The sequence below is a fragment of the Arthrobacter sp. Ld5 genome (assembly GCF_051172775.1).
Classification (GTDB): Bacteria; Actinomycetota; Actinomycetes; order Actinomycetales; family Micrococcaceae; genus Arthrobacter_D.
Genome location: NZ_JBPKBO010000014.1, coordinates 248,070 through 270,842, shown reverse-complemented (window position 1 = coordinate 270,842; position 22,773 = coordinate 248,070). Strand labels below are relative to the sequence as shown.

The following is a 22,773-nucleotide window of genomic DNA, read 5'->3' as shown; positions in this document are numbered from 1 at the left end:
CCGGTGCAGTCGGTACCGTTGACGAGGTGAACCTCTTCTCGCGCGGCTGGGCCTGGACACTGGACTATGCCTATGTGGCCTTCTGGCAGGCGCACGGGTTCCTGCTGCGGTCCGATCCCGAGCAGTACCGGACACCGGCGCCGGGGGCGCCGGAAGGCAAGGCGCCCGTCCTGCTCCTTCCCGGGATCTACGAGACCTGGCAGTTCATGCGCCCGATCGCCCACCACCTGCACCAGGCGGGGCATGCGGTCCACGTGGTGCAGAGGATGGGCTACAACCGCGGCACCATAGAGGACATGGCGCATCTCGCCGCCGAGCATCTCAAGCAGCACGAACTCACCGACGTGGTCATCGTCGCGCACAGCAAGGGCGGCCTGATCGGCAAGTTCCTCCTGACCATGTCCGGCGTGGCCCCGCGCGTCGACCGCCTCGTGGCCATCAACACGCCGTTCTCCGGGTCCATCTACGCGGCCTTCTTCCTGCTGCCCAGCATCAGGGCGTTCTCGCCCTTCGACCGCACGCTGCAGAGGCTCCGCGCCGAATTCTCCCTGAACGCGCGCATCACCTCGATCTACAGCCGGTTCGATCCGCACATCCCGGGCGGCAGCTTCGTGGACGGGGCCCGCAACGTGCAGCTCGACACGATGGGCCACTTCCGGCCCATCGCGGACAAGCGCGTCCTGCAGGAGATCGAGCAGGCGATCGCCGCGGGAGACGCCGGCACGGCCTGAGCAACCTCGCCCGACCGTTGCCGGAGCGAATCAATCCGCGGCTAGACTTTGGCCGTGCCCAGACTCCTCGCCGACATCACCCCGCTGAAGGAGAGCCCGGCCTTCCGCAGGTTGTATATCGGCACCGCGCTCTCCGCGATCGGCACGCAGCTCACCATCGTGGCCGTGAGCCTGCAGATCTACTCCCTCACGCAGTCCACCCTCAGCGTCGGGCTGCTCAGCCTCTTCGCCCTCGTGCCCCTGGTGGTCGCGGGCCTCTACGGCGGAGCCATCGCCGACGCGCAGGACCGCCGCACGGTCGCGCTGCTCTCCGGGCTCGCACTGTGGGCAACCACCGCGGCCATCGCCCTCCAGGCATGGCTCGGCGTGGACAGCGTCGGGCTGCTCTACGGACTGATCGCCGTCCAGTCCGGAGCCGCGGGCATCAACCAGCCCACACGGAGTTCCATCATCCCGCGCCTGGTCCGTCCGGCGCTGCTGCCTGCCGCCAACGCCCTGAGCATGATCACCTTCGGCCTGGCCTTCACCGTGGGTCCGCTGCTCGCGGGCGTCCTCGTGGCGCAGGTGGGCTACGCCTGGACGTACACGGTCGACGTCGTGACCTTCACCTTCGCGCTCTGGGCCCTGTACCGGCTGCCGCCGCTGCCTCCGGAGGGTCCCGTGCGGCGCGCCGGCCTCGCGACCGTGCTCGAGGGGTTCCGCTTCCTGGGCACGCGACCGAACATCCGCATGACCTTCATCCTGGACCTCATCGCCATGATCACGGCGCAGCCGCGCGCACTCCTGCCGGCCGTGGGAGCGGTGCTCATCGGCGGCGGTGAGCTGACCGTCGGCATCCTGCTGGCCTCCGGCGCCTTCGGCTCGGTGCTGGCCGGGCTGTTCTCCGGCCCGCTCGGGCACATCCACCGCCAGGGCCAGGCCGTCATCTGGTCGATCGTCGGATGGGGTGCCTCCGTCGCCGGGTTCGGCCTCGTCGTCGTCATGGCCACCGCGACCGGCCAACCAGCAGCAGGCGAGGGTGAGATCTCCGGGTGGGTCCTGCCCGCCGCCGCGTGCCTCGTCCTCGCGGGCATTGCCGATTCGATCAGCAGCGTCTTCCGCAACACGATCCTCCAGTCGGCGACACCGGACGCGATGCGCGGGCGGCTCCAGGGCGTGTTCATCGTCGTCGTCGCGGGCGGACCGCGCCTCGGCGACATGGTGGCCGGTGGCCAGGCGGCATGGCTGGGGGAGGGGTGGACCGCCGTCGTCGGCGGCATCGCGTGCGCGGTGCTGGTGCTCGCCGTCGCCCGCTGGCAGCCCCGCTTCGCGCAGTACGACGCACGTCATCCGCAGCCCTGACCCTGCGCTTCCTCCCTGCCGGCTCGCAGTACCGGCCCGTACGATGAACGGAACAGGCCACCCGCCACCCGCGTTCTACTGGTGATCGCCACGGCCTCCACGGCGCAAGGAGAGAGAGCAGTGCACAACCATTTCAACGGTGCGAAGACGGCGCTGCTGTTCGGCGCCCTGATGGGGATATTCCTCGTCTTTGGCGCGGTCATCGCCGGGGCGACCGGCAGCTCCATGTTCATCTGGCTGTTCGCCCTGCTCGGCGTCGGCTCGGTCGCGTACAGCTACTGGAACAGCGACAAGATCGCCATCCGCAGCATGCGCGCGGTCGAGGTGACGGAGCAGCAGGCGCCGGCCATGTACCGGATCGTCCGGGAGCTCAGCGCGCGGGCGAACAAGCCCATGCCGCGGCTCTACGTCTCGCCGACCATGGCCCCCAACGCCTTCGCGACCGGTCGCAACCCGGAGAACGCCGCCGTGTGCTGCACACAGGGCATCCTGCAGCTGCTCAACGAGCGTGAACTGCGCGGTGTGCTGGGGCACGAGCTCATGCACGTCTACAACCGGGACATCCTCACCGGGTCCATCGCCGCCGCCGTCGCCGGCGTCATCACGTCGGTGGCGCAGATGTTCGCGTTCGCCGGCATCATGGGCGGCAACCGTAACCAGGGCGGCAACCCCATCGCGGCGCTGCTGCTCGCCTTCCTGGCACCGCTGGCGGCGGGGCTCATCCAGACCGCGATCGGCCGCACCCGGGAGTACGACGCCGACGAGGACGGCGCCATCCTGACCGACGACCCGCTGGCGCTCGCCTCCGCCCTGCGCAAGCTCGAGAGCGGAACGCAGCGGGCCCCGATGCCGCAGGACCAGCGCCTCGTCAACACCTCGCACCTGATGATCGCGAATCCGTTCAAGGGCGGCGGGGTGGGCAAGCTGTTCGCCACGCACCCGCCCATGGATCAGCGAATCGCGCGCCTCGAGGGTATGGCCGGCCGGCCGCTGAGCCGGTAGGCACCTACCGACGACGGCGGCCCCACCTTCCGCAGGTGGGGCCGCCGTCGTCCGTGCTGATCGCGGGTGTCAGCGCATGTTCACGAACTGCAGGTCGGCCTCGTCGAAGTTCTTGAGCAGCGCCATGGTGGCCTGCAGATCGTCGCGGGACTTCGAGCTGACGCGCAGCTCGTCGCCCTGGATCTGCGACTTGACGCCCTTGGGGCCCTCGTCGCGGATCAGCTTGTTGATCTTCTTCGCGACGTCCTGGGCGATGCCCTCCTTGATGGAGGTCTCGAGGCGGAACTCCTTGCCCGAAGGGAAGGGCTCACCGGTGTCGAGGGACTTCAGGGAGATGCCGCGCTTGATCATCTTCGACTGCAGGACGTCGAGCACCGCGAGGACCCGCTCCTCCGAGTTCGCCTTCATGAGGATCTTCTCGCCGCTGAAGTCCACCTCCGCGCCGACCCCCTTGAAGTCGTACCGCTGTGCGATCTCCTTCTGCGCCTGGTTGAGCGCGTTGGCGACCTCCTGCTTGTCGACTTTGCTCACGACGTCGAACGTGGATTCACTCGCCACGATGCCTCCTCGGGTGGTTGGGTTCCTTGCCCTCCAGCCTATCCGCAACCCCCGTGCTTCACAGCGGGCGCTCAGGCAGCGCAGGGGGCGGACACACGGTCGGCTGGCATCGTGGTGATGAGTTCCCGCACCCGAAGGAGTATCCCCATGACCGAGTCGCAGCGCCGCCGCCACCGCGTCGAGCTCAACCGGGCAGTCGCCGGGTCCTTCCTCGCGGCAGCCACAGCCGCATCGCTGACCGGATTGACCGCGGCGCCGGCGCTCGCCGTCCCGCCGTCGGTGATCACTCCGGTGGACAGCACGGACGGCGATGCGCCCGATCTCCTCCTCGGGGCGGCGCCGGCATCGGGGGACACTGCGCCAGGGGGTGCCGCGGCGAGCGAGGTGCCGGTCACGTCGGAGCAGGAGCGGCTGGCGGGCGTCCGGGCGGACCTCGACAACGCCGTCCTGCTGCGCCTGGTCACACCGGAGCAGGCCGCCGGCTTCTACGCGCAGATCGAGCGCCGGGTGGCCGCGGGCCTGTAGCGTCCCGGGCCGATTCGTCACCGGGCCGGTTTGTGGGTAAAGTTGTCTTGCCCGCGCTTGCTGCGGGCGGTCTTCCTGTGAAGACGTTCGGCAGATTACCCGAGCGGCCAAAGGGGGCTGACTGTAAATCAGCTGGCAACGCCTACGGGGGTTCGAATCCCTCATCTGCCACTCGCCAGTAATGGCGGGAAATTTAGACCCACTGGGATCTCTTCGGAGGTCCTGGTGGGTCTTTTTTATTGCTCCGTGAGCACGGTTGTGAGCACACTCTTACGGCTCGGTAGCAGCGACGCCGCACCCTCAGCCGCGTTACGGGCAGCATCGCCCACCATGTGCGCGTACAGGTCCCGCGTGATCTGACTGTTCGAGTGGCCCATCGTCTTCGACACAATCGCCAGATCCTGCCCGGAAGCGAGCATCAAACTCGCGTGTAGGTGCCGCAGGTCATGGAACCTCATCGGCGGCAGCCCCAGCTTCGCCACGGTGAGCTCAAAGAGCTTCGACGGGTAGGCGGGGCGAAGTTGCCGGCCGTCCTCATAGGTGAACACCCGCCCCGTCTCGACATACGCCTCGCCCCACTGCTCGCGTTCCTCTACCTGCTTGAACTGCCAGGCCATCAGAGCGGCCACAGCGCGGTCTGAGAGGGCCACCACGGGGTTCTGTCCGGCCTCAGTCTTGATCGTGCCCTCTAGGACGTCCTTGCCGACCTGTACAAGCTGCACACGGACGACCAGGCGCCTTGCAACGAGGTCAACGTCCTGCCAGCGGAGACCGCACAGCTCCCCGCGGCGCATACCGGACAGGATGGCTACCTCGAATAGCGCGCCGAGCCTGTGCTCGGCGATGGCGTCGAGGAATGTGCCGGCGTCTTCGGGCTCCCACACTTCAATGCGGTTCTTCTCGACCCGGGGGAGGCGCGCCCCAGCGGCAGGGTTCAGAGCGAGTAGCCCGTCTTGCACGGCATCGGCCAGAGCGCTCGAGAGTGTCGCGTGGATCCGCTTGATGGTGACAGCGCCACGTCCCGCGCCCTGCAGGTCAGCGATGAGGCCCGCTACGTGCGGCTTCCGCAAGTCATTGAGGAGCAACTTGGGCCCGAAGGCCGGCACGATGTCCTTATCGACGTATGTCCGGTACATGCGCATCGTCGAGGGCTTCAACTGGTTGTGCTTCTCCTGGGCATCCAACCAGCCCTGTAGGTACGATGCGGCCGTGGTGCGCTTGAAGCCGTAGACAGCGGTCTTCAGGCCCCGCTCAGCGTCGCGCATGGCCTCCTCGGCCTCGTCCGCGGATCCGTACTCGAACTCCGTGATGTAGCGGCGGTTGGCGCTACTGATCCTCGGGGACCTCGACCCCTTCCCGCCACCCCTCAACCGGAAAGTCTCAGGTCCTCACCCCCACCGGATGTCCGAAGAGCCACATAACTGTCCATGACTAGCAATACTGTTTCGGCTCATGACAACTAAATTCCCCACCGAAGGCATCCAGAACCTCATCCTCAACAACAAGGGTGACCGATCATACGAAGACCTAGCCCGCGGCTGCGGCGGTGAAATGAAATCACGGGCTCTGCACTCTGCCGCCACCAAGCAGAGCAAGGGCTTTGCTGATCCGGAGACCATTCGTGGACTCTCACGCGGGCTCAACGTCCCCATCATCGACATCATCCGCGCCTATGCCATATCGCTAGGGCTTCCGGTAATCACCGAGGATCCTCTTATCCTGCGGATCGTGGGCGGCGGATCCCTGCCGCAGTCCGGGCAGCAACTACTCCTCAGCGTCGCTCGAGACCTCCAGAGAGCCTACGAAGCACCGGCTGCGTCAGCCTGATGCGATACTGGCGCGATGGGGGAAAGGCCGATTGGCGAGCTGGCAGCGATCATCATCGAGCAAGAACGCACGGCGCTGCGCAGCGCGCTCAAGCACGCATTCAGTGAGGCAGACCAGCCGCGGCCAGGCTCCGCGCTTCTGCAGGATCGAACTTTGATTCGGGCACAAGCGAAAGGGCGAAGAAGAAACCTGGAAGGGCTTGCTGCCGGTCTGATCCAAGAGGTTGTGGAGATACTTGCCTCTACAGACCAGTTTGCCCTTGCGCTCAAGGAGATATACACGGCAAAAGACATGTTGCCGCTGCCTGCCTCATCAATGGCCCGGTCGATCCACGAGTCCGTCCTGGCTATCAGTCGACTCTATGACCCGGCTCTGACTTCAGAGACCCGGCTCGCCAGGATGGCAGGAGTGCAGCTCAGAAATGTGCAGGGCAGCTTGGTGGCATTGGAAGCGTTTCCTAGGGAGTATCAGCAGGAGAAGGAGCGGGTCGCAGGAGCAATAGTCGGCATCCGGAAGTACATGGAGGAAGCTGGCTACGTGATTCACGACCGCAAAGATGATCCCTTCGTTGCCACGGGAATCTCTTGGGGGCTCGTGAAAGAGACCCTGCGCGATAACGCGACCGCGACCAGTCTTCTCTACACTCCCAGCATCCATTACAACTGGGTATTAGGATCGGGCGCGGCTCACAGCAAACCTTGGTACATCCGAGGGCTTAGCGGTCCTTGGGAAACCTTGGTTGTCGGGACGCTCGCGCCATTGCTAGACATCAGCGACCTTCTGATCGACATCATCCTTGGATATGTCGGGTTGCCGGTCGACAGTTACCATCGCTCTACGCACCTCCGACGATGCACCCTTTTCCACCGCACCAACCCCGAAATCGGCTTTGGCTCGTACGAGCACTACCGACAGCAGGCGAGCAGCCTTCACGACCCTGCTGTCAAGCGATAAGGTTCTGGGAGGCGTCGAGCGGTAGCTGCTAGCTGATTAGGGATCAATTATCACGCCTCCAATACCTGCCGTTGCTGGGCTGTTTCGGCGTGTGCGCACACAGTGAGCACACCTGCCAACGGCGTTTACCCCTAATGGGACGCTTACGGTCGTGTCTTCAGAGCGGGCCCTAGCCAAATGCAAAGCGGGTTTTGAGGGGTTGCGGGGCGCTCCGGGCATGGTGATCTCTGAGGGGTTGTTTCGGGTTCGATAGAGTTCTGATTCGGACCGGCCGCGATCGACGGCTGGCAGATTGAGGGAGTGCAGTATGGCAGTACATGTTGTCTTACCGGATGGTGCAGACGAGCAGTTTCACGATGGTGAAGACGGCCGCTACGCGTATCGAGCACAAAGCAGCGGCGTCTTGCTTGTGCTCATGAAGCAGGGGGACTCTCCTTGGTTTGTCCGCTGGGAGTACTCGCCGGGAGGATGGGCGAAGGTTGAGGGCACCCGGTACAATCAGGATCCATCCTCAGCCGAAGGCGCGGACGGGAAAGTGCACTTCGGCAGCTAGAGCGACCCTGGCCAAGTCCAGATTCACTGGCGGGCATTAAGGCTTGTCCTGTAGGTCAGATCCGCCCGGGCGTTCGCTTCGCGCCAAGCAGACACAATCCGCCGACGGGCGCGAAGCGAACGCCCGCTACTGCACCGGTTTGGTGTCCCACGGCTCGGGAATGGTGGAAGAAAGATCCACCTAACCAAGGAGCCGGGAAATGCCCGAAGCATACTACCCAGGAATCACAGCCGGCGACGCCGCCTCGATCCAGCCAGATGGCACTGTGGAGAGGGCGTTCGTGCCGTCGAATTCATTCATACAGGTCTTCGAACTCAGCGACACTGCGTATACAACACCGTTGACCATACGCAGCGAATCAGGGCTGACGCGGACGGACGTACCGGTCGGAGACCTACCGGTCCTGCCGGATGTGTATGTGCAGTCGCCGAACTTCTCCCACAAGTGGAAGTCCGGGGATATCGTGTTCCGCCGGGACTCGCAGGACGCGAAGGACCAGGCCGTTTCTGATGCGTTGGCGGCGGTTCAGTTGGCGGCGACGAACGCGGGGGTGGAGGCGGTGGCGGAGATCGCCCGGCGAATCGCTGAGGGCGAGTTCAAAGGCAACGACGGCTCGAACGTGGTCCCAACCGCGGAGGCCATCGCCGCGGAGATCCAGACTCCGGGCACTCCGGCGTTCACTGCACTAAGTGCCACGATTGCCGAGCAGGTGGGCGCGGCCACCGTGGACCTGGACGTCCTGAACGGGTATGCGGCGAAAGCAGCGGGTTCGCCCCGCCTAGAAGCCCCGTTCTCGCCGGCGAAGACCATGCCGAATAAGCCCACTGTCACGTTCGGCGGGTCCGCCAACTTGGCAGGAAAGACCCTCGTCCCGTTGCTCCGGATGGTCCGCGCCACGCTGACAAACGGGAGCGCCGCACTGGTCGCGGTCGAGGGCGTCTTCACGTCCGCCGACGTTGGCAAGAGGATTACTTGCGGCTCCGGGGCGTTCCCAAGCGGAAACCTGACCATCACCGCGGTTGCCAACTCGACCAGCGCGACAATGAGCGCCCCCGCGGTGAACAACTCAACCGCAGGCATCCACTTTGGGGAAGTGTCTTCCGAGTTTACCCTGTTGTCCTCGGCCAAAGTCGGCCATGGTTCCAGCAACGGCATCGCGGGTACGTTCGGGGTGCTGGTCAACGACACCCCGACGATTTTCATCCCAGCGGCGGCTTCCATCGCGCATGAAGTGCGCAACGTGTCAGAAGTTTTCTTCTACTGCTACGGGCACCCCACCGCCGACAGGCAGATCCGCGTCATGATCGACACGGGTTTCGGATACGAATCCGCAACACCCCAGCCCATCATGCTCACGAAGACAGCCTCCCCGATCCTGGTCACCCTGAACTTCGGGGCGCCCCTGCCGCTGGCGAAGATCCGGTGGGAGTTTGCGAACCTCGACAGCGGCGTGCAGGGCATCTACGTTCCGACCGCGGAACTAGCGGGAAAAGCAGGGCCGGAAGTGCTGGCGAAAACCCCGCCGATCAGGTCCGTTTGGCTCGGCGACTCCTACCTCGAAACCGGATACGGCGGACCGACCGGCACCCTCAACGCATGGTCAGCGCCCTCCGCCGTGGCATCGAAGCTGCTCGGGTACGCGCACACGTTCAACCGTGGGCAGGGCGGCACGGGCTGGCTCAACGATGGAACCAATGTCCGGGCGACGAACAGCAGGGCGCGGAACCGCCTCGCCGAATTGGACGCCCTCGCCCCGGACGTGCTGGTCATCGCCTGGGTGAGAATGACACGGCGTCCACCGAGACTGCGATCCGTGACGAGGTGACCTACGTGCTGGGGCAGGTCAGGACACTTCTGCCAGCCACGCGTGTCTACCTGGTCGGCGCTTGGGGGTCGACGTCGCTCCCGGCAACCAGCCTCCAGGCAGTGAACGCTGGCATCAGGACAGCCGCAGCGGCAGCAGGCGTGCCCTACATGGACCCCATCGCGGGTGTTGTGTACGACGCATCCGGGGCGAGGGTGCGAGAGACGGGAGTGGCTGCAACCTGCCGACTTCACCCCTGACGGCATCCATGTCACCGGTGCCGCGTCGAACAAGCTGGGAAACCTCGTTGCAACGGCCATCGCCACCCTCGATCGCATCCGCTAGGCATAGATCCGGCTTAGTGCAGTGACGCCCCCGTCCTCCTCGTGAGGGTGGGGGCGTTCTCGGGTGTTGAACCGATTGACCTTTACTTGGTTTCGGGTATCTTCTCCGCGCCGCCTGTGCCGTAGGTAGCTAAAGCTTCACTGCTTAGCTTGTCGTAGTGATCCCACTTCTTGTCCCGATGCTCCATGAAGTGCAGGGCGTGTTTCCGAGACCGGGCGAGGTTTCGACCCCATTCATCGAGGATTACTTGCTTTGGCACGTACTTGCGGCTTGCGTACATTGCAAGGACGTCGTACATGGCGAGAGCACGGTTTACCTCCTGAAACTCGTCTAGGTTCTCCTGCTCAAGACGCTTCACATCATCCACCGAATGGATTTTCGTGAACAGAATGCGGCGTCCTTCCTGGATGTCGTAAGCGATCAATTTCTCGTGGATGGCGAGGAAGGCGTCCCGTTTTGCTTTCAGTTGACTGTAGATAAATGCAGTGAAAGAGAGTATGAACGCGAGAAGTGCTAGGAAGAACGATGCCCAGTCCTTCAGGCCCATCCCGGTGCCTGGCAGGTCCCCGTCCTCGACCATCTCACGCAGTACCGTGTATACGCCGGCGCCGAGAACGAGGCCGATGACGAAGCTAACGCCCAGCCATGAAGCTAGAGCCCGGGTTTTTGCCCACGCGTTAGACGCGGCTGATTTGATTCTCACTGGCTCATCCTAGGGCGGATGCTGCTAGGCCCCGCCCCTTTCGTCGTTGGTGACCGCTACGGTCACGAGCATGGAACACGCTCCCCGCCAAGGCTGGCACGGCATCCCACCCTCGAGGGATAGGTTCATCCCGCCGACGTCCCTTCCTGAGCCATCGGACGGTGTCACCCGGACGACGGAGAAGGCGCCGCCCGTGTGGGCTGACCTAACCTACCCGGACGACCCTGCGCAGACGGTGAAGGGCTTCGCTATGGCATGGACCCGCGAGCTTGTGCAGATCCAATGGGTTGAGCACTCAAGGGCACGGCACGCGTGGGTTCGCCCTGACGTCATACGCCGCCGGAAGCTCGAGGAGCGCCGCCCGCACCGCGATGGTTAGAACAGGGTAGGCGCCGGCGAACTAGGCCTTAGTAGCCGCCATGCGCTCGTACTTGAGTCTTCTCGTACCGGTCTAGGTCGGCCGCGGGGATCCGGTAAGCAGCCGAGATGCCGCCGGTGCCGATCTTGTAGGCGTTTGGAAAGGCCCCGATTCTGCAGAGGTGCCGGATGGCTTTCTCTGTTTGATTCAAGGCTTTGGCGGCTTCCTTGACGGTGAGGGGTGGTTCACGCCGCGGCATGTTTCTCCTTCTTGGTCGCTCTAGATGTCTATGAAGACCCTAGGTGGCCGGCATGACACGATGCGTCGTCGAGCTTCGCTCCGCACCGCTAAGCGGGTCGAGCTGGAGGAGTGCGCCACCCGCATGTATGAGTGTGATCGCCGGCGCGTGTGTTGTGGAGTGGGGCAAGGGCGCTCACCCTGTGCTCACACCATGAAAGAGGTCAGCAAACATGCGGCTCAGGAGCATGCTGGCTGATTCCCAATCAATCACTGATCCTCTCAAACGCCTGAAAGCAACGGGAACTATCCTCTGGCAGGCTGGTAGTTCCACAGGGCCTCGTTCTCCCAGCCTTCAGGGAAGTCCATGTCTGATGCGGCAGAAACCCCAGGAACATCGGGGAACTTCTGCTTCACTTTCGTGCGCAGCGCACGAGGCCAATTGCTGGTGGGATCGATCCTCACAACTAGGTAGGCGATGAGAGCCAAGGGGAGGTAGACCTTCTTGCTGTTGAGCTCCGAGGTCACATGGGCGAGATCTGACTCGACGATGTTCGGATTGATCCGACCTGCGTCGTAGGTGAGGTGCTTGTTCCACAAGCGTGAGTGGTGGGCGCAGATGTTGCGTAGGTTCCCTAGCACGAGCAGCCACGTATGCAGCGTGCGTCCGTCTTTCACGCCCCACTGCCTTGCGATGGTGTTTTGATCGTTTCGATTGAGCAGGGAGAAGAGGCGAGTGATCGCCCCGAAGTCCATCACTTCGACCGCCACCCACACCGGGAGCTTGTCGTTGTACTTCAGCGTGTAGTGACGAACGAAGTCCTCGGACTGCGCTTGGCGCTTCAGTTCGTGGTACCGCCTCAGCCAGTAGTCGAACATGTCGCCGTCACGATCACGTGCCGGCTTCGCGCAAGCATCCGGATCAAGCGCCTCTCGATTGCTGTGCCCGAACCGATCTCGTTTTCCGAGAACGTATGCCACCTGAACACGGAGACCAACCTCCAGTGTCTTCAGCGCTTCCAAGCAGAGGAGGCGTAAGCCTTGGTCGAACTTGTAGAGGTCCAGGGCGTGGTTCAACTTGTAGCCGGGCATGAAAGCTGCTGACCGGTACTGCCACGGGGTATCAGACTGCTTGTCGAGTGCCAGAGGCTCTCGGAAGACGTAGGTGTATGCGGACAACCTGTAATAACCGATTCGAGACAGCGCGGCCGCGGCATCGCAGCCCGAGCAGTCCAGCCCTCGTGAAGCCATCAGCGCTACTTGTTCCTCGAAGTTGAGGTAGGGCCGGTCGTACTCAGTCATTGTCTCCCCAAAAGAAAACCGACCCTTGATAGCGCGAAGCTAACAGCGGGGCCGGTGTTTATGGAAGAATCCTAGCAGGAAAACTGTTGCGCAACGCTACGGGTTGGGGGTGATTCTGCGATGCTCCCGCCGTATGGCAGCAGCTCCCACGCGGCACTTCGGGCAAAGGTGTTGTGAGCACCACGTGAGCACACACTCCGGGTGAGCGCCGGACATGAGCGGTGATGAACGCCGCTCGCGAACCCTTCGGATCCCCGCGTTCACGGGCTAGAGGGGCCTGAAGGTGAAGCACGGTCAGCGCAGCAACATCACTGTAAATCAGCTGGCAACGCCTACGGGGGTTCGAATCCCTCATCTGCCACAGCAAGGAGAGGCCGGTACTACCGCTAGGACTAGCGGAAGTACCGGCCTCTCGTATGTGCACTGGAGTACTCCACAGAGGCTCCCCACCGGCTACGCCGCGCGCGGCATCCCCAGGAAGGTGCGGGACAGCGGCGTCCGGTGGAGCACCAGCGCGATGGTCCACGGCACCGCTACCGCCACGACGAGCACCCACAGCGGCCGCTCCGCGGTCGGGATGGCCAGCAGCCACAGGATGTAGGTATGGGTCAGGACGACCATCAGGCATCCGGCGGCAAGCGTCGTGGACACGGCGTGGACTTGTCCGGGCAGGCGGGTGAACACGCCCTCGAGGACCAGCAGGAGCCCGCAGCTGATGAGGACGGCGACGACGATGCTGAGGACAGGCGCGCCGAGCTCGCCGTACTTGATGTCGAGGTGCGCCGACACCCCGGTGAGGATCGGTGTTGCGCCCGCGATGAGGCAGGCCAGCCCTACCCGGATCGGTTGTTCCACCTTGGCGCGCACGTGCCGCAGTCCCTGGCCCGCCAGCATGAAGACGAGGGCCGCGCCGGCAACCCCGACCGAGAGGGGCAGGGGCGCGAGTACGTCTCCGAACCGGTAGATGGCAGCGGTGATTCCCATGATGATCGCCGTCCGCAGGGCGAGGGGAACGAGTTCGAGTGCCCGGAACACGACGGCCGAGAAGAACAGGGCGGGCATGAACCAGTAGGCGCCGAACGGTCCGGCGTTCTCGGAGCCGCCGATGAGCGGCAGGGTCACGGCCTCGCGCTCGAGTTGGCCGCGGTGGCTGAGCACGACGAGGTGGACGGCGAGGGTCAGGACCAGCCAGGCGACGTAGGGGACCATGATCGTCCGGAACCGCTTGCCCGCCTCCGTCGCCACAGCCCACCGGGCCCCCGGCTTCCGCGTCTTCCAGAGATACCCGGAGAGCAGGAAGAACGCGGGGACATGCCAGGTGTACAGTCCGGCGTCGACGAGCGGTCCCGACCAGACGTGGCCGGCGACGATCCCGACGACGGCGAGCACGCGGAGCGCGTCGATCGCGCCGGATCGGGTCGGCGTACTTGCTGCTGTGGCTGGGGTTGGTGCATACAGGGTGGCCAAATGGTCCTCCTCGGTCGCATCGACAGGTATCGAGTGTAGGTGAGCGCAGATCCCCAGTTCGAACCCACACGGCAGGCGGAACCCCTGTATAGTGCCGCCGCGCCTGCCGTCCCCGGGCGGGTCGACGCCCCGGCCTCTCGGTATCGCATGCTTCCCTGCCCCGTCTCCTGACCTCGTCGAACCGGCCTCGTCGAGTCGGTCATCCGGATGGTCTCCGCCCCCGAAGAGTCAGTAAGCAGAAGAGCCAGTGAGCAGCGGTGTCGGTGAGCATGCCTAGAGTGGACACGGGCGGAGCAAGGGAGACCATGGCGGGGGACACAGCGGGAACACGTATCGGATGGCTGGACAGCCTTCGCGGCGCCGCGATCCTCCTCGTCGTCCTGCTCCACGCGAGCGAGGCGCTCAGGGTGACGGTCGGCCCGACGCCGGGCCTCGACCAGTTCAACCTCTTCCTCGAGCCCTTCCGCATGCCCGTGCTGATGTTCCTCTCCGGCATCCTGCTGCCGCGGTCGGTGGCGAAGCCCGCCCGTGCGTACTTCACCGGCAAGCTCTCCCTGGTGGCGTGGCCCTACCTCCTGTGGTCGCTGATCATCCTCACCGCGACCGGTGGTCTCAGCCCCGGGGCCGTCGCGCAGATCGTCTATCTCTCGCCGACCTACCTCTGGTACCTGTGGTTCATCCTCATCTTCTACGCCGTGGCCTATCCGCTGCGCCGTGTCCCGCCGCTGTGGGTCGCAGGTGCGGGCGTGGCCGCGTCCCTCGTGCTGCCCGACGGCGGTCGCTTCGAGACGATGGCCTTCCTCGCCGCGTTCTTCTTCTTCGGCGCGTGGTGTGCACTACACGCAGGCACGGTGGAGCGGGACATCGGCAGACCCTGGGTGTTGGCGCTGGCGGCGGTCTCGGCCGTCACGGTGGGCGCCCTCAACGTCACCGGTAGGGACGTGCTCTACCAGGGAGAATTTGCCTGGGGCGTGGTGGGCGCGCTCGGCGTCGTCTGCCGGCTCCTCCCGCGGCTCGGCACCCATCGGGTGACGGCGGCCCTCGAGTTCGTCGGGCGCCACTCGATCGTCTTCTACGTGGTGCACCTCGGGCCCATCATGGGCGTGCTCGCGCTCGCGGATACGCTCGGGGTCGCCGGAACCTGGCTGCTGCCGGTGCTCCTGCTCGTTGGGGTGGGGATCCCCGGCGGAGTCGCGTGTATGTACTCGAGGCGGGAGCACGCGTCGGTGACCCTGCTGTTCGAGCTGCCCGCACTCAAGCGCCGCCCCACCGGAGCCGCACCGGGTGGACGGCGCTCCAGGGATTCCCTGACGGGCTAGGTCCGCCGCGTGAGCGTCGTGGTCAGCAGGAGGTCCTTCGCCGGTCCGGTCACGTCCCAGGAGTACCGCACCGTGTCCGGCGACGGCACGACGAACTCCACGCGGTAGGTGTCGGGGGAGCAGAGGTGTTCGTCGTGTGCCGTCCCCGAGCGGAGATCGAGGCGGCACAGCACCCGACCGTCCGGGAACATGACGACCACCCCGGCCTCGCCCGCGACGAGCCGGTACGAGCGCGACGCCGGTCCCCTGAAGGAGGCCCAGCGCGCCGTCCCCTCCTCCTCCCAGCCCAGGCCGTCGCCGTCGGGCCTGAAGACGGTGACGCCTGTGAAGGTGCCCGTTGTGCCGCTCGACCGGTCCAGCATCGTCCGTTCCGTCGCCCAGGCGCCGGCGAGGAAGGCGAGCGGATCATGAACGGGAACCAGGCCGTCGCGCCTCGCGGCCCACTCGTCCTCCGGCATGGTCCCCCTCACGGTCGGTGTGCTCCCCGTCGACGTGGCGCGCGTGGCCGCGTACCCCTGACCCCCACAATGTTAGGCTCCCTTCTGATGAGCCCTGACACCTCCGACCGGGAACTGCTGGCCCTCGCGCAGTCCTTCCGCACCACGCTGCGCCACGCCGTCTACCTGAGCCGATCCATGGACAGCGAGGGCGACATCACCACGATGCAGATGAGCACGCTCGCCATGGCGGCGGACGCCCCGCTCCGCGTGAGCCGGGTCGCCGCGAACCTCGGCATCCGGGTCCCGTCCGCGACCGAGCAGATCATCAAGCTCGAGCAGGCCGGCCTCGTCAGCCGCCGGCCGGACCCGAGCGATTCCCGCGCTGTCCTGGTGGAGCTCACCGGGAAGGGCCGCGCCGCCTGGGAGGAGGCCGGCCGGCGTCGGAACGCACGCGTGGCGGCCCTGCTGGACCGCCTCGACGACGACGAACGGGCCACGCTCGCCGCGGCCCTGCCCGTCATCGAGAAGATCAATCACTTCCTCCGGTAGGACGCAGGGCCCGACGACGTCAGCCGGCAAGGACCGACGTCGTCGCCGGGTCCTCGACGCCGCCGTAGTAGCGGTCCAGCACGGCCTGGAACCACGGTTCCTGCGGCGCGGCCCGGTTGAAGAGCGTCATGGAGGACTGCAGCTTGCGCGCGTCGATCCCGCCGAGCACCGCCGCGGGATCGTTGCCGTCCAGTCCGAGGAGGGCCTGCGTGCTCTCCATCAGCCGGGGCCCGAGCACGGGATGCGACAGGTAGGCCTCCGCCTCCTCGAGTGACGTGATCGCGTACCGGACCGCCGTCGGACTGCTGCCGAGCCCTGCGATCTGGGGGAAGACGAACCACATCCAGTGGCTCGTCTTGCGGCCCTGATTCAGCTCGGCGAGGGCCTGCGGGTACGTGCCGTGGGCGTCCTGCGCAGCGACGAAGCGCGCCAGGTCATGGGGGTCGTCGGTCACTTGTGCCTCCGGGATCGGTGGTGCTGGATCTTCATTGGTAGCGAACACACCTGACAGGGCGGTGCCGGGTCGCTAGCGTTGAAGGATGTCGACAATCAATATCACTGAGGCAAGCTTCCCAGAAACCATCGAGGGCAACGACATCGTGTTCGTCGACTTCTGGGCCGAATGGTGCGGCCCGTGCAAGCAGTTCGCACCGGTGTACGACGCCGTGTCGCAGCAGCACGAGGACGTCACCTTCGCGAAGGTGGACACCGAGGCGGAGCAGTCGCTCGCCGCTGCCGCCGGCATCACCTCCATCCCCACGCTGATGGCGTTCCGCGACAAGGTGCTCGTCTTCTCACAGCCCGGCGCCCTGAACGCGACCCAGTTCGGCGAACTCGTCGACGCCGTCAAGGGCCTGGACATGAAGGCCGTGCACGAGCAGATCGCCCAGCAGCAGGCTGACGGACCCGCAGCCGCAGACGGCCAGTAGCCACACCCCCCCAGAACGAGGAAAGCCCCGCACTCCGTCGAGTGTGGGGCTTCTTCGTCCGCGGGTGCGGCGGCGCTCCGGGCGGGTCAGGCCTGGTCGGAGCGCACGACGTCGACCGGCCGGGCGAGCAGGGCGCTCAGGGACTCGCCGAGATCCTGGATTGCGGGGCCGCGCAGGTGCTGGTCGAGGAGTTCGGTGGACTCCCACTGCTCGGAGAGCACGATGCGGTCCTCCTGGGCATCCGTGATCTCGTAACGGATGCAGCCGGGCTCCTCCACCACCTGTTCGATGGCGATGTCGAGGGCGAGCTTCACGCGGAAGAACTCGCCGTCGAGCGGGGTGAATACTGCGGTGACGTCTACGGGCTGGCTCATCCCCCAACCCTAGCGGTGCCCGCCCGCCCGCCGCATCGTCGCGGGCCCCGCGCCGTGCCGGTGCGGCCGTCAGCGCCCGATCAGCGCCGGCGGTGGTCCTCGGGCGAGAGCCGCGGACCGAACGTCGGTTTGCGGAATCCGCTGGCGTAGAGCGAGCGGACCACGCGCTGGCGCTGGCCCTTCCACGGTCGGAGGAGTTCGATCATGCCGGCGTCGTCGGTGCGCCGGCCCGTGAGTGCCGCGCCCACGTAGGCGGCGAGGTGGTAGTCGCCCACCGAGATGGAATCGGGGCAGCCGTGCGTCCGCTGCACCACTTCGGCGACCGTCCAGACGCCGATCCCGGACACGGACCGCAGCCCTGTCCGGACGGCGTCGCCTCCCGGCAGCGAGGCCAGGCGCTCCAGGCCGCTCGCCACGTGGGCTGCCTTCAGGATGGTGGACGAGCGTTGGGCGTCGACGCCGGCCTTGTGCCAGTCCCAGGAGGGGACCCGGCGCCACTGCTCGGCGGTGGGCGGGAGACGGAGCGCCGCTGGTGCGACGTCGCCGGCCCCGGGAGCGGCATCCCCGTACCGGACGAGCAGATAGCGCCAGGCACGCTTGGCCTCGATGCCGGTCACCCTCTGCTCGAGGACCGCGCGGGCGACCGTGTCGAGCATCCGGCCGGACGACGGCAGGCGCATGCCGGGAGCCAGGTACCGGCCCTTGCGGGCCAGATCGGGCAGGGTGGCCCGGAACTCCGACGCGTCGAAGGTGCTCCAGTCGTCGTCGGCGCCGAGCAGTCGGGGAACGGACGCGAGAGCGCATGCAGCGCCGGGTCCCCACGCCCTCGCCTGGACGCGGCTCTCGTTCAGCGACCCGCGCTGGCGCAGGGCCAGCGTGACCGGCCCGTCGGCGGTCCGGAACGCGAGCCAGTGGTCGGGGCCCTCCACGATGAAGGACGGGTCGTGCGGCCCGCACTGCAGGGTGCCGATCGTCCTTGCCAGACTGTACGGACCGTCGGGCACCCACTCCGTGGCCTCGGCGCCCGGAGGCACGACGGCGGGAGCGATGGTCATGCCTCAATCGTGCCACGGCGGTCGGACGGTCCGGTGTCCGGTGCGGCGCTGCACACGGCGGCGGGGCGCTCACGGTACCAGCACGGGTCTGCGGCCGCTACGGTGATCCCTCCATGACGCGACCGCCGGCCCACCCTCCCCGCGGAGTAGCATCGGGAATCCGGTGGAATCGTCATGAGGACAGCAGATGGCCGCGGCGCCTAGGAACCGGGTGCGGAGCATCTCCCCGGTCGGGATCGGCATGCGCCGTCCTACCACGGCTCTGGTCACGCGGCTCGTCGTCCTCCTGTGGGTGGCGCTCCTGTGCGGCGGCTGCGCGGGGAACGGGTCCGGGGACGCGGCGGACGACCCTTCGCCGGGACCGACGGCGGACCAGCCGTCGACGACGCCGCCCTCACCTCCGGCACCGGACCCCGGGGCCTGTGCGGATTGCGCGAGCATCGTCCTCACCGGGGACCTCCTGGTCCATCCGCAACTGTGGGAGCAGGCGGCGGCGGATGCGGCCGTGACGGGGAAGCTCCCGCTCGACTTCGAGCCGCTCCTCGCGGGCCAGCGCCCCTACCTCTCGGCCGCCACGCTGGGGATCTGCCACCTCGAGACCCCGGTCGCCGACGCGGACGGACCCTTTGCGGGGTACCCGCGGTTCAACGTCCCCCCGCAGATTCTCCGTGCCGCCCGGGATGTCGGCTACGACGCCTGCACGACCGCCAGCAACCACTCCCTGGACTGGGGGCCCGAGGGCGTCGAGCGGACCCTCGCGGCACTGGACGCGGAGGGCCTGGGACACACCGGCTCCTATGCCAGTGCCGCGGACGCGCGGGAGATCCTGATCCTCGACCGGTCGGGGGTGAAGGTGGCGGTCATCGAAGCGACCTACGGCCTGAACGGGGCCGTCCCCGACCAGGCCTGGCGGGTGGACCTGCTCGATGCGTCGACGATGGTCGCCAGGGCCCGGACCGCGAAAGCCCTGGGATCGGACATCGTGATCGCGGCACTGCATGCCGGGGACGAATACTCCTCGACACCGAACGCCCAGCAGACCGAGATCGCGCACGCGCTCGCGGACAGCGGCCTGGTGGACTTCGTCTACGGCCACCACACCCACTCGGTCCTGCCCATCGAGAGGTACAAGGGCACCTGGATCGTCCATGGCCTGGGGAACGGGGTGACGGAGCTGTCACCGGTCCACGAGGTCAACAACGAGGGCCTGATGGTCCGGGCCCGCCTCAGCCGGGACGAAGCGGGCGCCTGGTCGGTTTCGGGGCTCGACTGGCTGCCGTCCCTGATCGTCGCCGGCCCCTACCGGTGGTGTTCCCTTGCCCCGGACCGGCCCGTCGGTGCCTGCTCGTCGCCCGAGCACGAGGCAGCCGTTCGGGGGCGCACCCGGAGCGTCGTCGAGTCCCTCGGCGCAGCCGGTGCCGGAGCAGTCCAGTGGGAGCTGTCCTCCGAGGGGCGGGGGCGCTAGGTGTACTGAGCCGTCAGGTTGGTGACACTCGGGTGATGGGTGTGGTTCCGATGCCGGTGTGGATACGTTCAGTGTTGTAGTGCTCGAGCCAGGGTGCAAGGGCGGCTTGACGGTGAGCGCTGCTGGTGAGGCGGGCGTTAACGTGAGACACGAGGACCTCCGAGCACGAAGTGTGGGAACTAGACAGCTCCACTTAGCCCGGAGGTCCTCCTCCATTTCAAGACCCCCGCGTCAACAACGTCCCAGCCCAGTACAGCTAGGGTCGGACGCCGCGCGGAGCCGTCGTCGTCCCATGGCACGACCCGCGGCGTAACGGCGGCGCGGAGGTTGGGGGAGCCAGCCGGTAGCGTTGTCCCCATGAAGTACGCCAATTCCATCGTTGACCTGATCGGCAACACCCCGCTGGTCAAGCTCAACTCCGTCACCGACGGCATCAGGGCCACCGTTCTCGCGAAGGTCGAATACCTCAACCCCGGCGGGTCGGTGAAGGACCGCATCGCGGCGAAGATCATCGACGCCGCGGAGGCCGAGGGCAAGATCAAGCCCGGCGGCACCATCGTCGAGCCGACCTCCGGCAACACCGGCGTCGGCCTCGCGCTCGTCGCCCAGCAGCGCGGCTACAAGTGCGTGTTCGTGGTGCCCGACAAGGTGGGCGAGGACAAGCGCAACGTCCTGAAGGCGTATGGCGCGGAGGTCGTGGTGACCCCCACGGCCGTGGCCCCCGACAGCCCGCAGTCCTACTACGGTGTCTCCGACCGCCTCGTCCGCGAGATCCCCGGCGCCTACAAGCCCGACCAGTTCTCCAACCAGAACGGTCCGCTCAGCCACTACGAGACCACCGGGCCCGAGATCTGGAACGACACCGACGGCACCCTGACCCACTTCGTCACGGGCGTCGGCACCGGCGGGACCATCACCGGGACGGGCCGGTACCTCAAGGAGATCTCCGCCGACCGCGCGGGCGGCCCCGTCCGCATCATCGGTGCGGACCCGGACGGCTCCATCTACTCCGGCGGCACCGGCCGCCCCTACTTCGTCGAGGGCGTCGGCGAGGACATGTGGCCGGACTCCTACGACCCGTCGGTCCCGGACGAGATCCACGGCGTCACCGACGCCGAGAGCTTCGCGATGACCCGGCGCCTCGCCCGCGAGGAGGGCCTGCTCGTCGGCGGTTCCTGCGGCATGGCCGTCGTCGCGGCGCTGCGCGTCGCGAAGGACCTGACGGAGGACGACGTCGTCGTGGTCCTCCTGCCCGACGGCGGCCGCGGCTACCTCGGCAAGATCTTCAACGACGAGTGGATGAAATCCTACGGCTTCATGGACGGCGGCGAGGGTGAGCACGTGGGGGAGGTGCTGCGCGCCAAGAGCGGCGTCCTGCCCGACTTCGTGTACGCGCACCCCACCGAGACGGTCCGCGAGGTCATCTCGGTCATGGGCAGATACGGCGTGTCCAGCATCCCCGTGCTGTCGCAGGAGCCGCCGGTCAGGATGGGCGAGGTGCTCGGATCGATCGACGAGCGGTCCCTGACGGCGAAGATCTTCCGCGGCGAGGCGAAGCTGACGGACGAGATCTCCGGGCACATGGACGCCAGGCTGCCGCTCATCGGATCGCTCGAACCCGTCGGGACGGCCCGCGAGCGGCTCGAGCACCACGACACGCTGATGGTGACCTCCGTCGGCGCGCCGGTGGGAATTCTTACCCGCCACGACTTGCTGACCTACATGAGCAAGTAACCGCCGAACTCCAGGAGCATCGTGACGCACTCTGACGCCCAGGGCTTCAACACCCGGGCCATCCACGCAGGTCAGACCCCCGATCCGACGACAGGGGCGGTCATCCCGCCCCTGTACCAGACCACCACGTTCGCGCAGGACGGCATCGGCCAGCTGCGCAACGGCTACGAGTACGGGCGGGGCACCAACCCCACCCGGGACTCGCTGCAGGTCCAGATCGCGGCGCTGGAGGGCGGCAGGCACGCCTTCAGCTTCTCCTCGGGCCTCGCCGCCGAGGACGCCCTGATCCGTGCCGCACTGCGTCCGGGTGACCACATCGTGCTCGGCAACGACGCGTACGGCGGCACCTACCGCCTGATCGACCGCGTCCTCTCCGAGTGGGGCATCACGAACACCGCCGTGGACATGGCGGACACCGCCGCCGTCCAGGCCGCCATCGCCGCGAACAACACGAAGATGGTCTGGGTCGAGACGCCGTCGAACCCGATGATGAAGATCACCGACATCGCGGCCACGGCCCAGCTCGCGCACGAGGCAGGAGCCCTGCTCGTCGTCGACAACACGTTCGCCTCGCCGTACCTGCAGCAGCCGCTCGTGTTCGGGGCCGACGTCGTCGTGCATTCGACCACCAAGTACATCGGCGGGCACTCCGACGCCAGCGGCGGGGCCGTCGTCGTGAACGACGACGCACTCGCCGAGAAGGTCGGGTTCGTGCAGTTCGCCGTCGGCGCAGTGTCCGCCCCGATGGAGGCCTGGCTGACCACGCGCGGCCTCAAGACCCTCGGCGTCCGGATGGACCGCCACTCCTCGAACGCGACGGCGATCGCCCTGTGGCTGCAGGAGCAGGAGGAGGTGGAGCGCGTGCTCTACCCCGGCCTGCCAGAGCACCCCGGTCACGATCTCGCCGCAGCCCAGATGAAGGACTTCGGCGGCATGATCTCCGTGACCTTCAAGGGCGGCGCCGAGGCGGCGAAGAAGGTGGCCGAGTCCACGCACGTGTTCACGCTCGCGGAGTCCCTCGGCGGTATCGAGTCGCTCATGAACTATCCGAGCGACATGACGCACGCCTCCGTGAAGGGCACCGAATTGGCCGTCCCCGAGAACCTCATCCGGCTGTCGGTCGGCATCGAGGACGTCGAGGACCTGATCGGCGACCTCGAGCAGGCCATCGCGGCACTGCGCTGAGCCGTCAGGAACGGGC

General features: G+C 66.5%; 24 protein-coding genes and 1 tRNA gene. 14 read left to right on the top strand and 11 right to left on the bottom strand.

The features are described from left to right. Positions 1–26 precede the first annotated feature (26 nt). The 3 genes from ACSGDB_RS05640 to htpX all read left to right on the top strand — a co-directional run bounded on the left by ACSGDB_RS05640 (position 27) and on the right by htpX (position 3,074). Positions 27–731 (top strand): esterase/lipase family protein, encoded by a 705-nt coding sequence (locus ACSGDB_RS05640; protein WP_434993472.1) that lies wholly within the window; start codon positions 27–29, stop codon positions 729–731. A gap of 54 nt (positions 732–785) precedes the next feature. Beyond that, positions 786–2,072 (top strand): MFS transporter, encoded by a 1,287-nt coding sequence (locus ACSGDB_RS05635; RefSeq protein ID WP_434993471.1) that lies wholly within the window; start codon positions 786–788, stop codon positions 2,070–2,072. A gap of 120 nt (positions 2,073–2,192) precedes the next feature. Further along, positions 2,193–3,074, top strand: coding sequence for a zinc metalloprotease HtpX (htpX, locus tag ACSGDB_RS05630; protein ID WP_434993470.1), 882 nt, complete (start codon positions 2,193–2,195; stop codon positions 3,072–3,074). A gap of 69 nt (positions 3,075–3,143) precedes the next feature. Here htpX and ACSGDB_RS05625 read toward each other — a convergent pair whose 3' ends face one another. Next, a complete protein-coding gene (locus tag ACSGDB_RS05625; RefSeq protein ID WP_434993469.1) occupies positions 3,144–3,632 on the bottom strand; it encodes a YajQ family cyclic di-GMP-binding protein in 489 nt (162 codons plus the stop codon). 147 nt (positions 3,633–3,779) lie between these two features. On the opposite strand from ACSGDB_RS05625, the gene ACSGDB_RS05620 reads away from it, so the two are divergent. Then, the gene (locus ACSGDB_RS05620) at positions 3,780–4,157 is read left to right on the top strand and encodes a hypothetical protein (RefSeq protein ID WP_434993468.1); all 378 of its coding nucleotides are present in this window, start codon (positions 3,780–3,782) and stop codon (positions 4,155–4,157) included. Positions 4,158–4,246: 89 nt separating this feature from the next. Beyond that, positions 4,247–4,328: transfer RNA gene (locus ACSGDB_RS05615), tRNA-Tyr, on the top strand. Between the two features lie 65 nt (positions 4,329–4,393). Here ACSGDB_RS05615 and ACSGDB_RS05610 read toward each other — a convergent pair. Then, positions 4,394–5,422 (bottom strand): site-specific integrase, encoded by a 1,029-nt coding sequence (locus tag ACSGDB_RS05610; RefSeq protein WP_434993467.1) that lies wholly within the window; start codon positions 5,420–5,422, stop codon positions 4,394–4,396. A 187-nt stretch (positions 5,423–5,609) separates the two neighbouring features. Here ACSGDB_RS05610 and ACSGDB_RS05605 point away from each other — a divergent pair, with 187 nt between their 5' ends. The 3 genes from ACSGDB_RS05605 to ACSGDB_RS05595 all read left to right on the top strand — a co-directional run bounded on the left by ACSGDB_RS05605 (position 5,610) and on the right by ACSGDB_RS05595 (position 9,316). Beyond that, entirely contained in the window at positions 5,610–5,984 is a 375-nt protein-coding gene (locus ACSGDB_RS05605; RefSeq protein WP_434993466.1) for a hypothetical protein, read from the top strand. A gap of 15 nt (positions 5,985–5,999) precedes the next feature. Then, on the top strand, positions 6,000–6,938 hold the full coding sequence (locus ACSGDB_RS05600) for a hypothetical protein (RefSeq protein WP_434993465.1): 939 nt from the start codon (positions 6,000–6,002) through the stop codon (positions 6,936–6,938). A 752-nt stretch (positions 6,939–7,690) separates the two neighbouring features. Next, positions 7,691–9,316: a hypothetical protein gene (locus ACSGDB_RS05595; RefSeq protein WP_434993464.1), complete on the top strand. Its 1,626-nt coding sequence runs from the start codon at positions 7,691–7,693 to the stop codon at positions 9,314–9,316. A gap of 406 nt (positions 9,317–9,722) precedes the next feature. Here ACSGDB_RS05595 and ACSGDB_RS05590 read toward each other — a convergent pair whose 3' ends face one another. The 4 genes from ACSGDB_RS05590 to ACSGDB_RS05575 all read right to left on the bottom strand — a co-directional run bounded on the left by ACSGDB_RS05590 (position 9,723) and on the right by ACSGDB_RS05575 (position 13,707). Further along, a complete protein-coding gene (locus ACSGDB_RS05590) occupies positions 9,723–10,343 on the bottom strand; it encodes a hypothetical protein (RefSeq protein WP_434993462.1) in 621 nt (206 codons plus the stop codon). 407 nt (positions 10,344–10,750) lie between these two features. Then, entirely contained in the window at positions 10,751–10,960 is a 210-nt protein-coding gene (locus tag ACSGDB_RS05585) for a helix-turn-helix domain-containing protein (RefSeq protein ID WP_434993461.1), read from the bottom strand. A 284-nt stretch (positions 10,961–11,244) separates the two neighbouring features. Next, on the bottom strand, positions 11,245–12,240 hold the full coding sequence (locus ACSGDB_RS05580; RefSeq protein ID WP_434993460.1) for an Abi family protein: 996 nt from the start codon (positions 12,238–12,240) through the stop codon (positions 11,245–11,247). A 453-nt stretch (positions 12,241–12,693) separates the two neighbouring features. Beyond that, positions 12,694–13,707: an acyltransferase family protein gene (locus tag ACSGDB_RS05575; protein WP_434993459.1), complete on the bottom strand. Its 1,014-nt coding sequence runs from the start codon at positions 13,705–13,707 to the stop codon at positions 12,694–12,696. Between the two features lie 305 nt (positions 13,708–14,012). Between ACSGDB_RS05575 and ACSGDB_RS05570 the strand changes: the two genes are divergently transcribed. After that, positions 14,013–15,026, top strand: coding sequence for an acyltransferase family protein (locus ACSGDB_RS05570; RefSeq protein WP_434993458.1), 1,014 nt, complete (start codon positions 14,013–14,015; stop codon positions 15,024–15,026). Here ACSGDB_RS05570 and ACSGDB_RS05565 read toward each other — a convergent pair. Then, positions 15,023–15,484, bottom strand: a complete 462-nt coding sequence (locus ACSGDB_RS05565) for a DUF6314 family protein (RefSeq protein WP_434993457.1) — start codon at positions 15,482–15,484, stop codon at positions 15,023–15,025. The genes ACSGDB_RS05570 and ACSGDB_RS05565 overlap by 4 nt on opposite strands. Positions 15,485–15,571: 87 nt before the next feature. Here ACSGDB_RS05565 and ACSGDB_RS05560 point away from each other — a divergent pair, with 87 nt between their 5' ends. Beyond that, positions 15,572–16,015, top strand: a complete 444-nt coding sequence (locus ACSGDB_RS05560) for a MarR family winged helix-turn-helix transcriptional regulator (protein WP_434993455.1) — start codon at positions 15,572–15,574, stop codon at positions 16,013–16,015. Between the two features lie 19 nt (positions 16,016–16,034). Here ACSGDB_RS05560 and ACSGDB_RS05555 read toward each other — a convergent pair whose 3' ends face one another. Then, positions 16,035–16,469, bottom strand: coding sequence for a DUF1810 domain-containing protein (locus ACSGDB_RS05555; protein WP_434993454.1), 435 nt, complete (start codon positions 16,467–16,469; stop codon positions 16,035–16,037). A gap of 85 nt (positions 16,470–16,554) precedes the next feature. Here ACSGDB_RS05555 and trxA point away from each other — a divergent pair, with 85 nt between their 5' ends. After that, positions 16,555–16,944 carry a thioredoxin gene (trxA, locus tag ACSGDB_RS05550; protein WP_434993453.1) on the top strand — a complete coding sequence of 130 codons (390 nt, stop codon included), beginning with the start codon at positions 16,555–16,557 and terminating at the stop codon, positions 16,942–16,944. 86 nt (positions 16,945–17,030) lie between these two features. Here the strand turns inward: trxA and ACSGDB_RS05545 are convergent, their stop codons facing one another. Both ACSGDB_RS05545 and ACSGDB_RS05540 read right to left on the bottom strand, forming a co-directional pair. Continuing rightward, positions 17,031–17,318 (bottom strand): putative quinol monooxygenase, encoded by a 288-nt coding sequence (locus tag ACSGDB_RS05545; protein ID WP_434993452.1) that lies wholly within the window; start codon positions 17,316–17,318, stop codon positions 17,031–17,033. Positions 17,319–17,398: 80 nt separating this feature from the next. Next, on the bottom strand, positions 17,399–18,373 hold the full coding sequence (locus ACSGDB_RS05540) for a DNA-3-methyladenine glycosylase family protein (protein ID WP_434993451.1): 975 nt from the start codon (positions 18,371–18,373) through the stop codon (positions 17,399–17,401). Between the two features lie 211 nt (positions 18,374–18,584). Between ACSGDB_RS05540 and ACSGDB_RS05535 the strand changes: the two genes are divergently transcribed. After that, complete coding sequence (locus ACSGDB_RS05535) at positions 18,585–19,838, top strand: CapA family protein (protein WP_434993450.1); 1,254 nt, start codon at positions 18,585–18,587, stop codon at positions 19,836–19,838. A gap of 13 nt (positions 19,839–19,851) precedes the next feature. Here ACSGDB_RS05535 and ACSGDB_RS05530 read toward each other — a convergent pair whose 3' ends face one another. Continuing rightward, positions 19,852–20,031 carry an integrase core domain-containing protein gene (locus ACSGDB_RS05530; RefSeq protein ID WP_434993449.1) on the bottom strand — a complete coding sequence of 60 codons (180 nt, stop codon included), beginning with the start codon at positions 20,029–20,031 and terminating at the stop codon, positions 19,852–19,854. Positions 20,032–20,195: 164 nt separating this feature from the next. Here ACSGDB_RS05530 and ACSGDB_RS05525 point away from each other — a divergent pair, with 164 nt between their 5' ends. Beyond that, complete coding sequence (locus ACSGDB_RS05525; protein ID WP_434993448.1) at positions 20,196–21,572, top strand: cystathionine beta-synthase; 1,377 nt, start codon at positions 20,196–20,198, stop codon at positions 21,570–21,572. A 21-nt stretch (positions 21,573–21,593) separates the two neighbouring features. Then, complete coding sequence (locus ACSGDB_RS05520) at positions 21,594–22,757, top strand: cystathionine gamma-synthase (protein WP_434993446.1); 1,164 nt, start codon at positions 21,594–21,596, stop codon at positions 22,755–22,757. Positions 22,758–22,773: the final 16 nt, after the last annotated feature.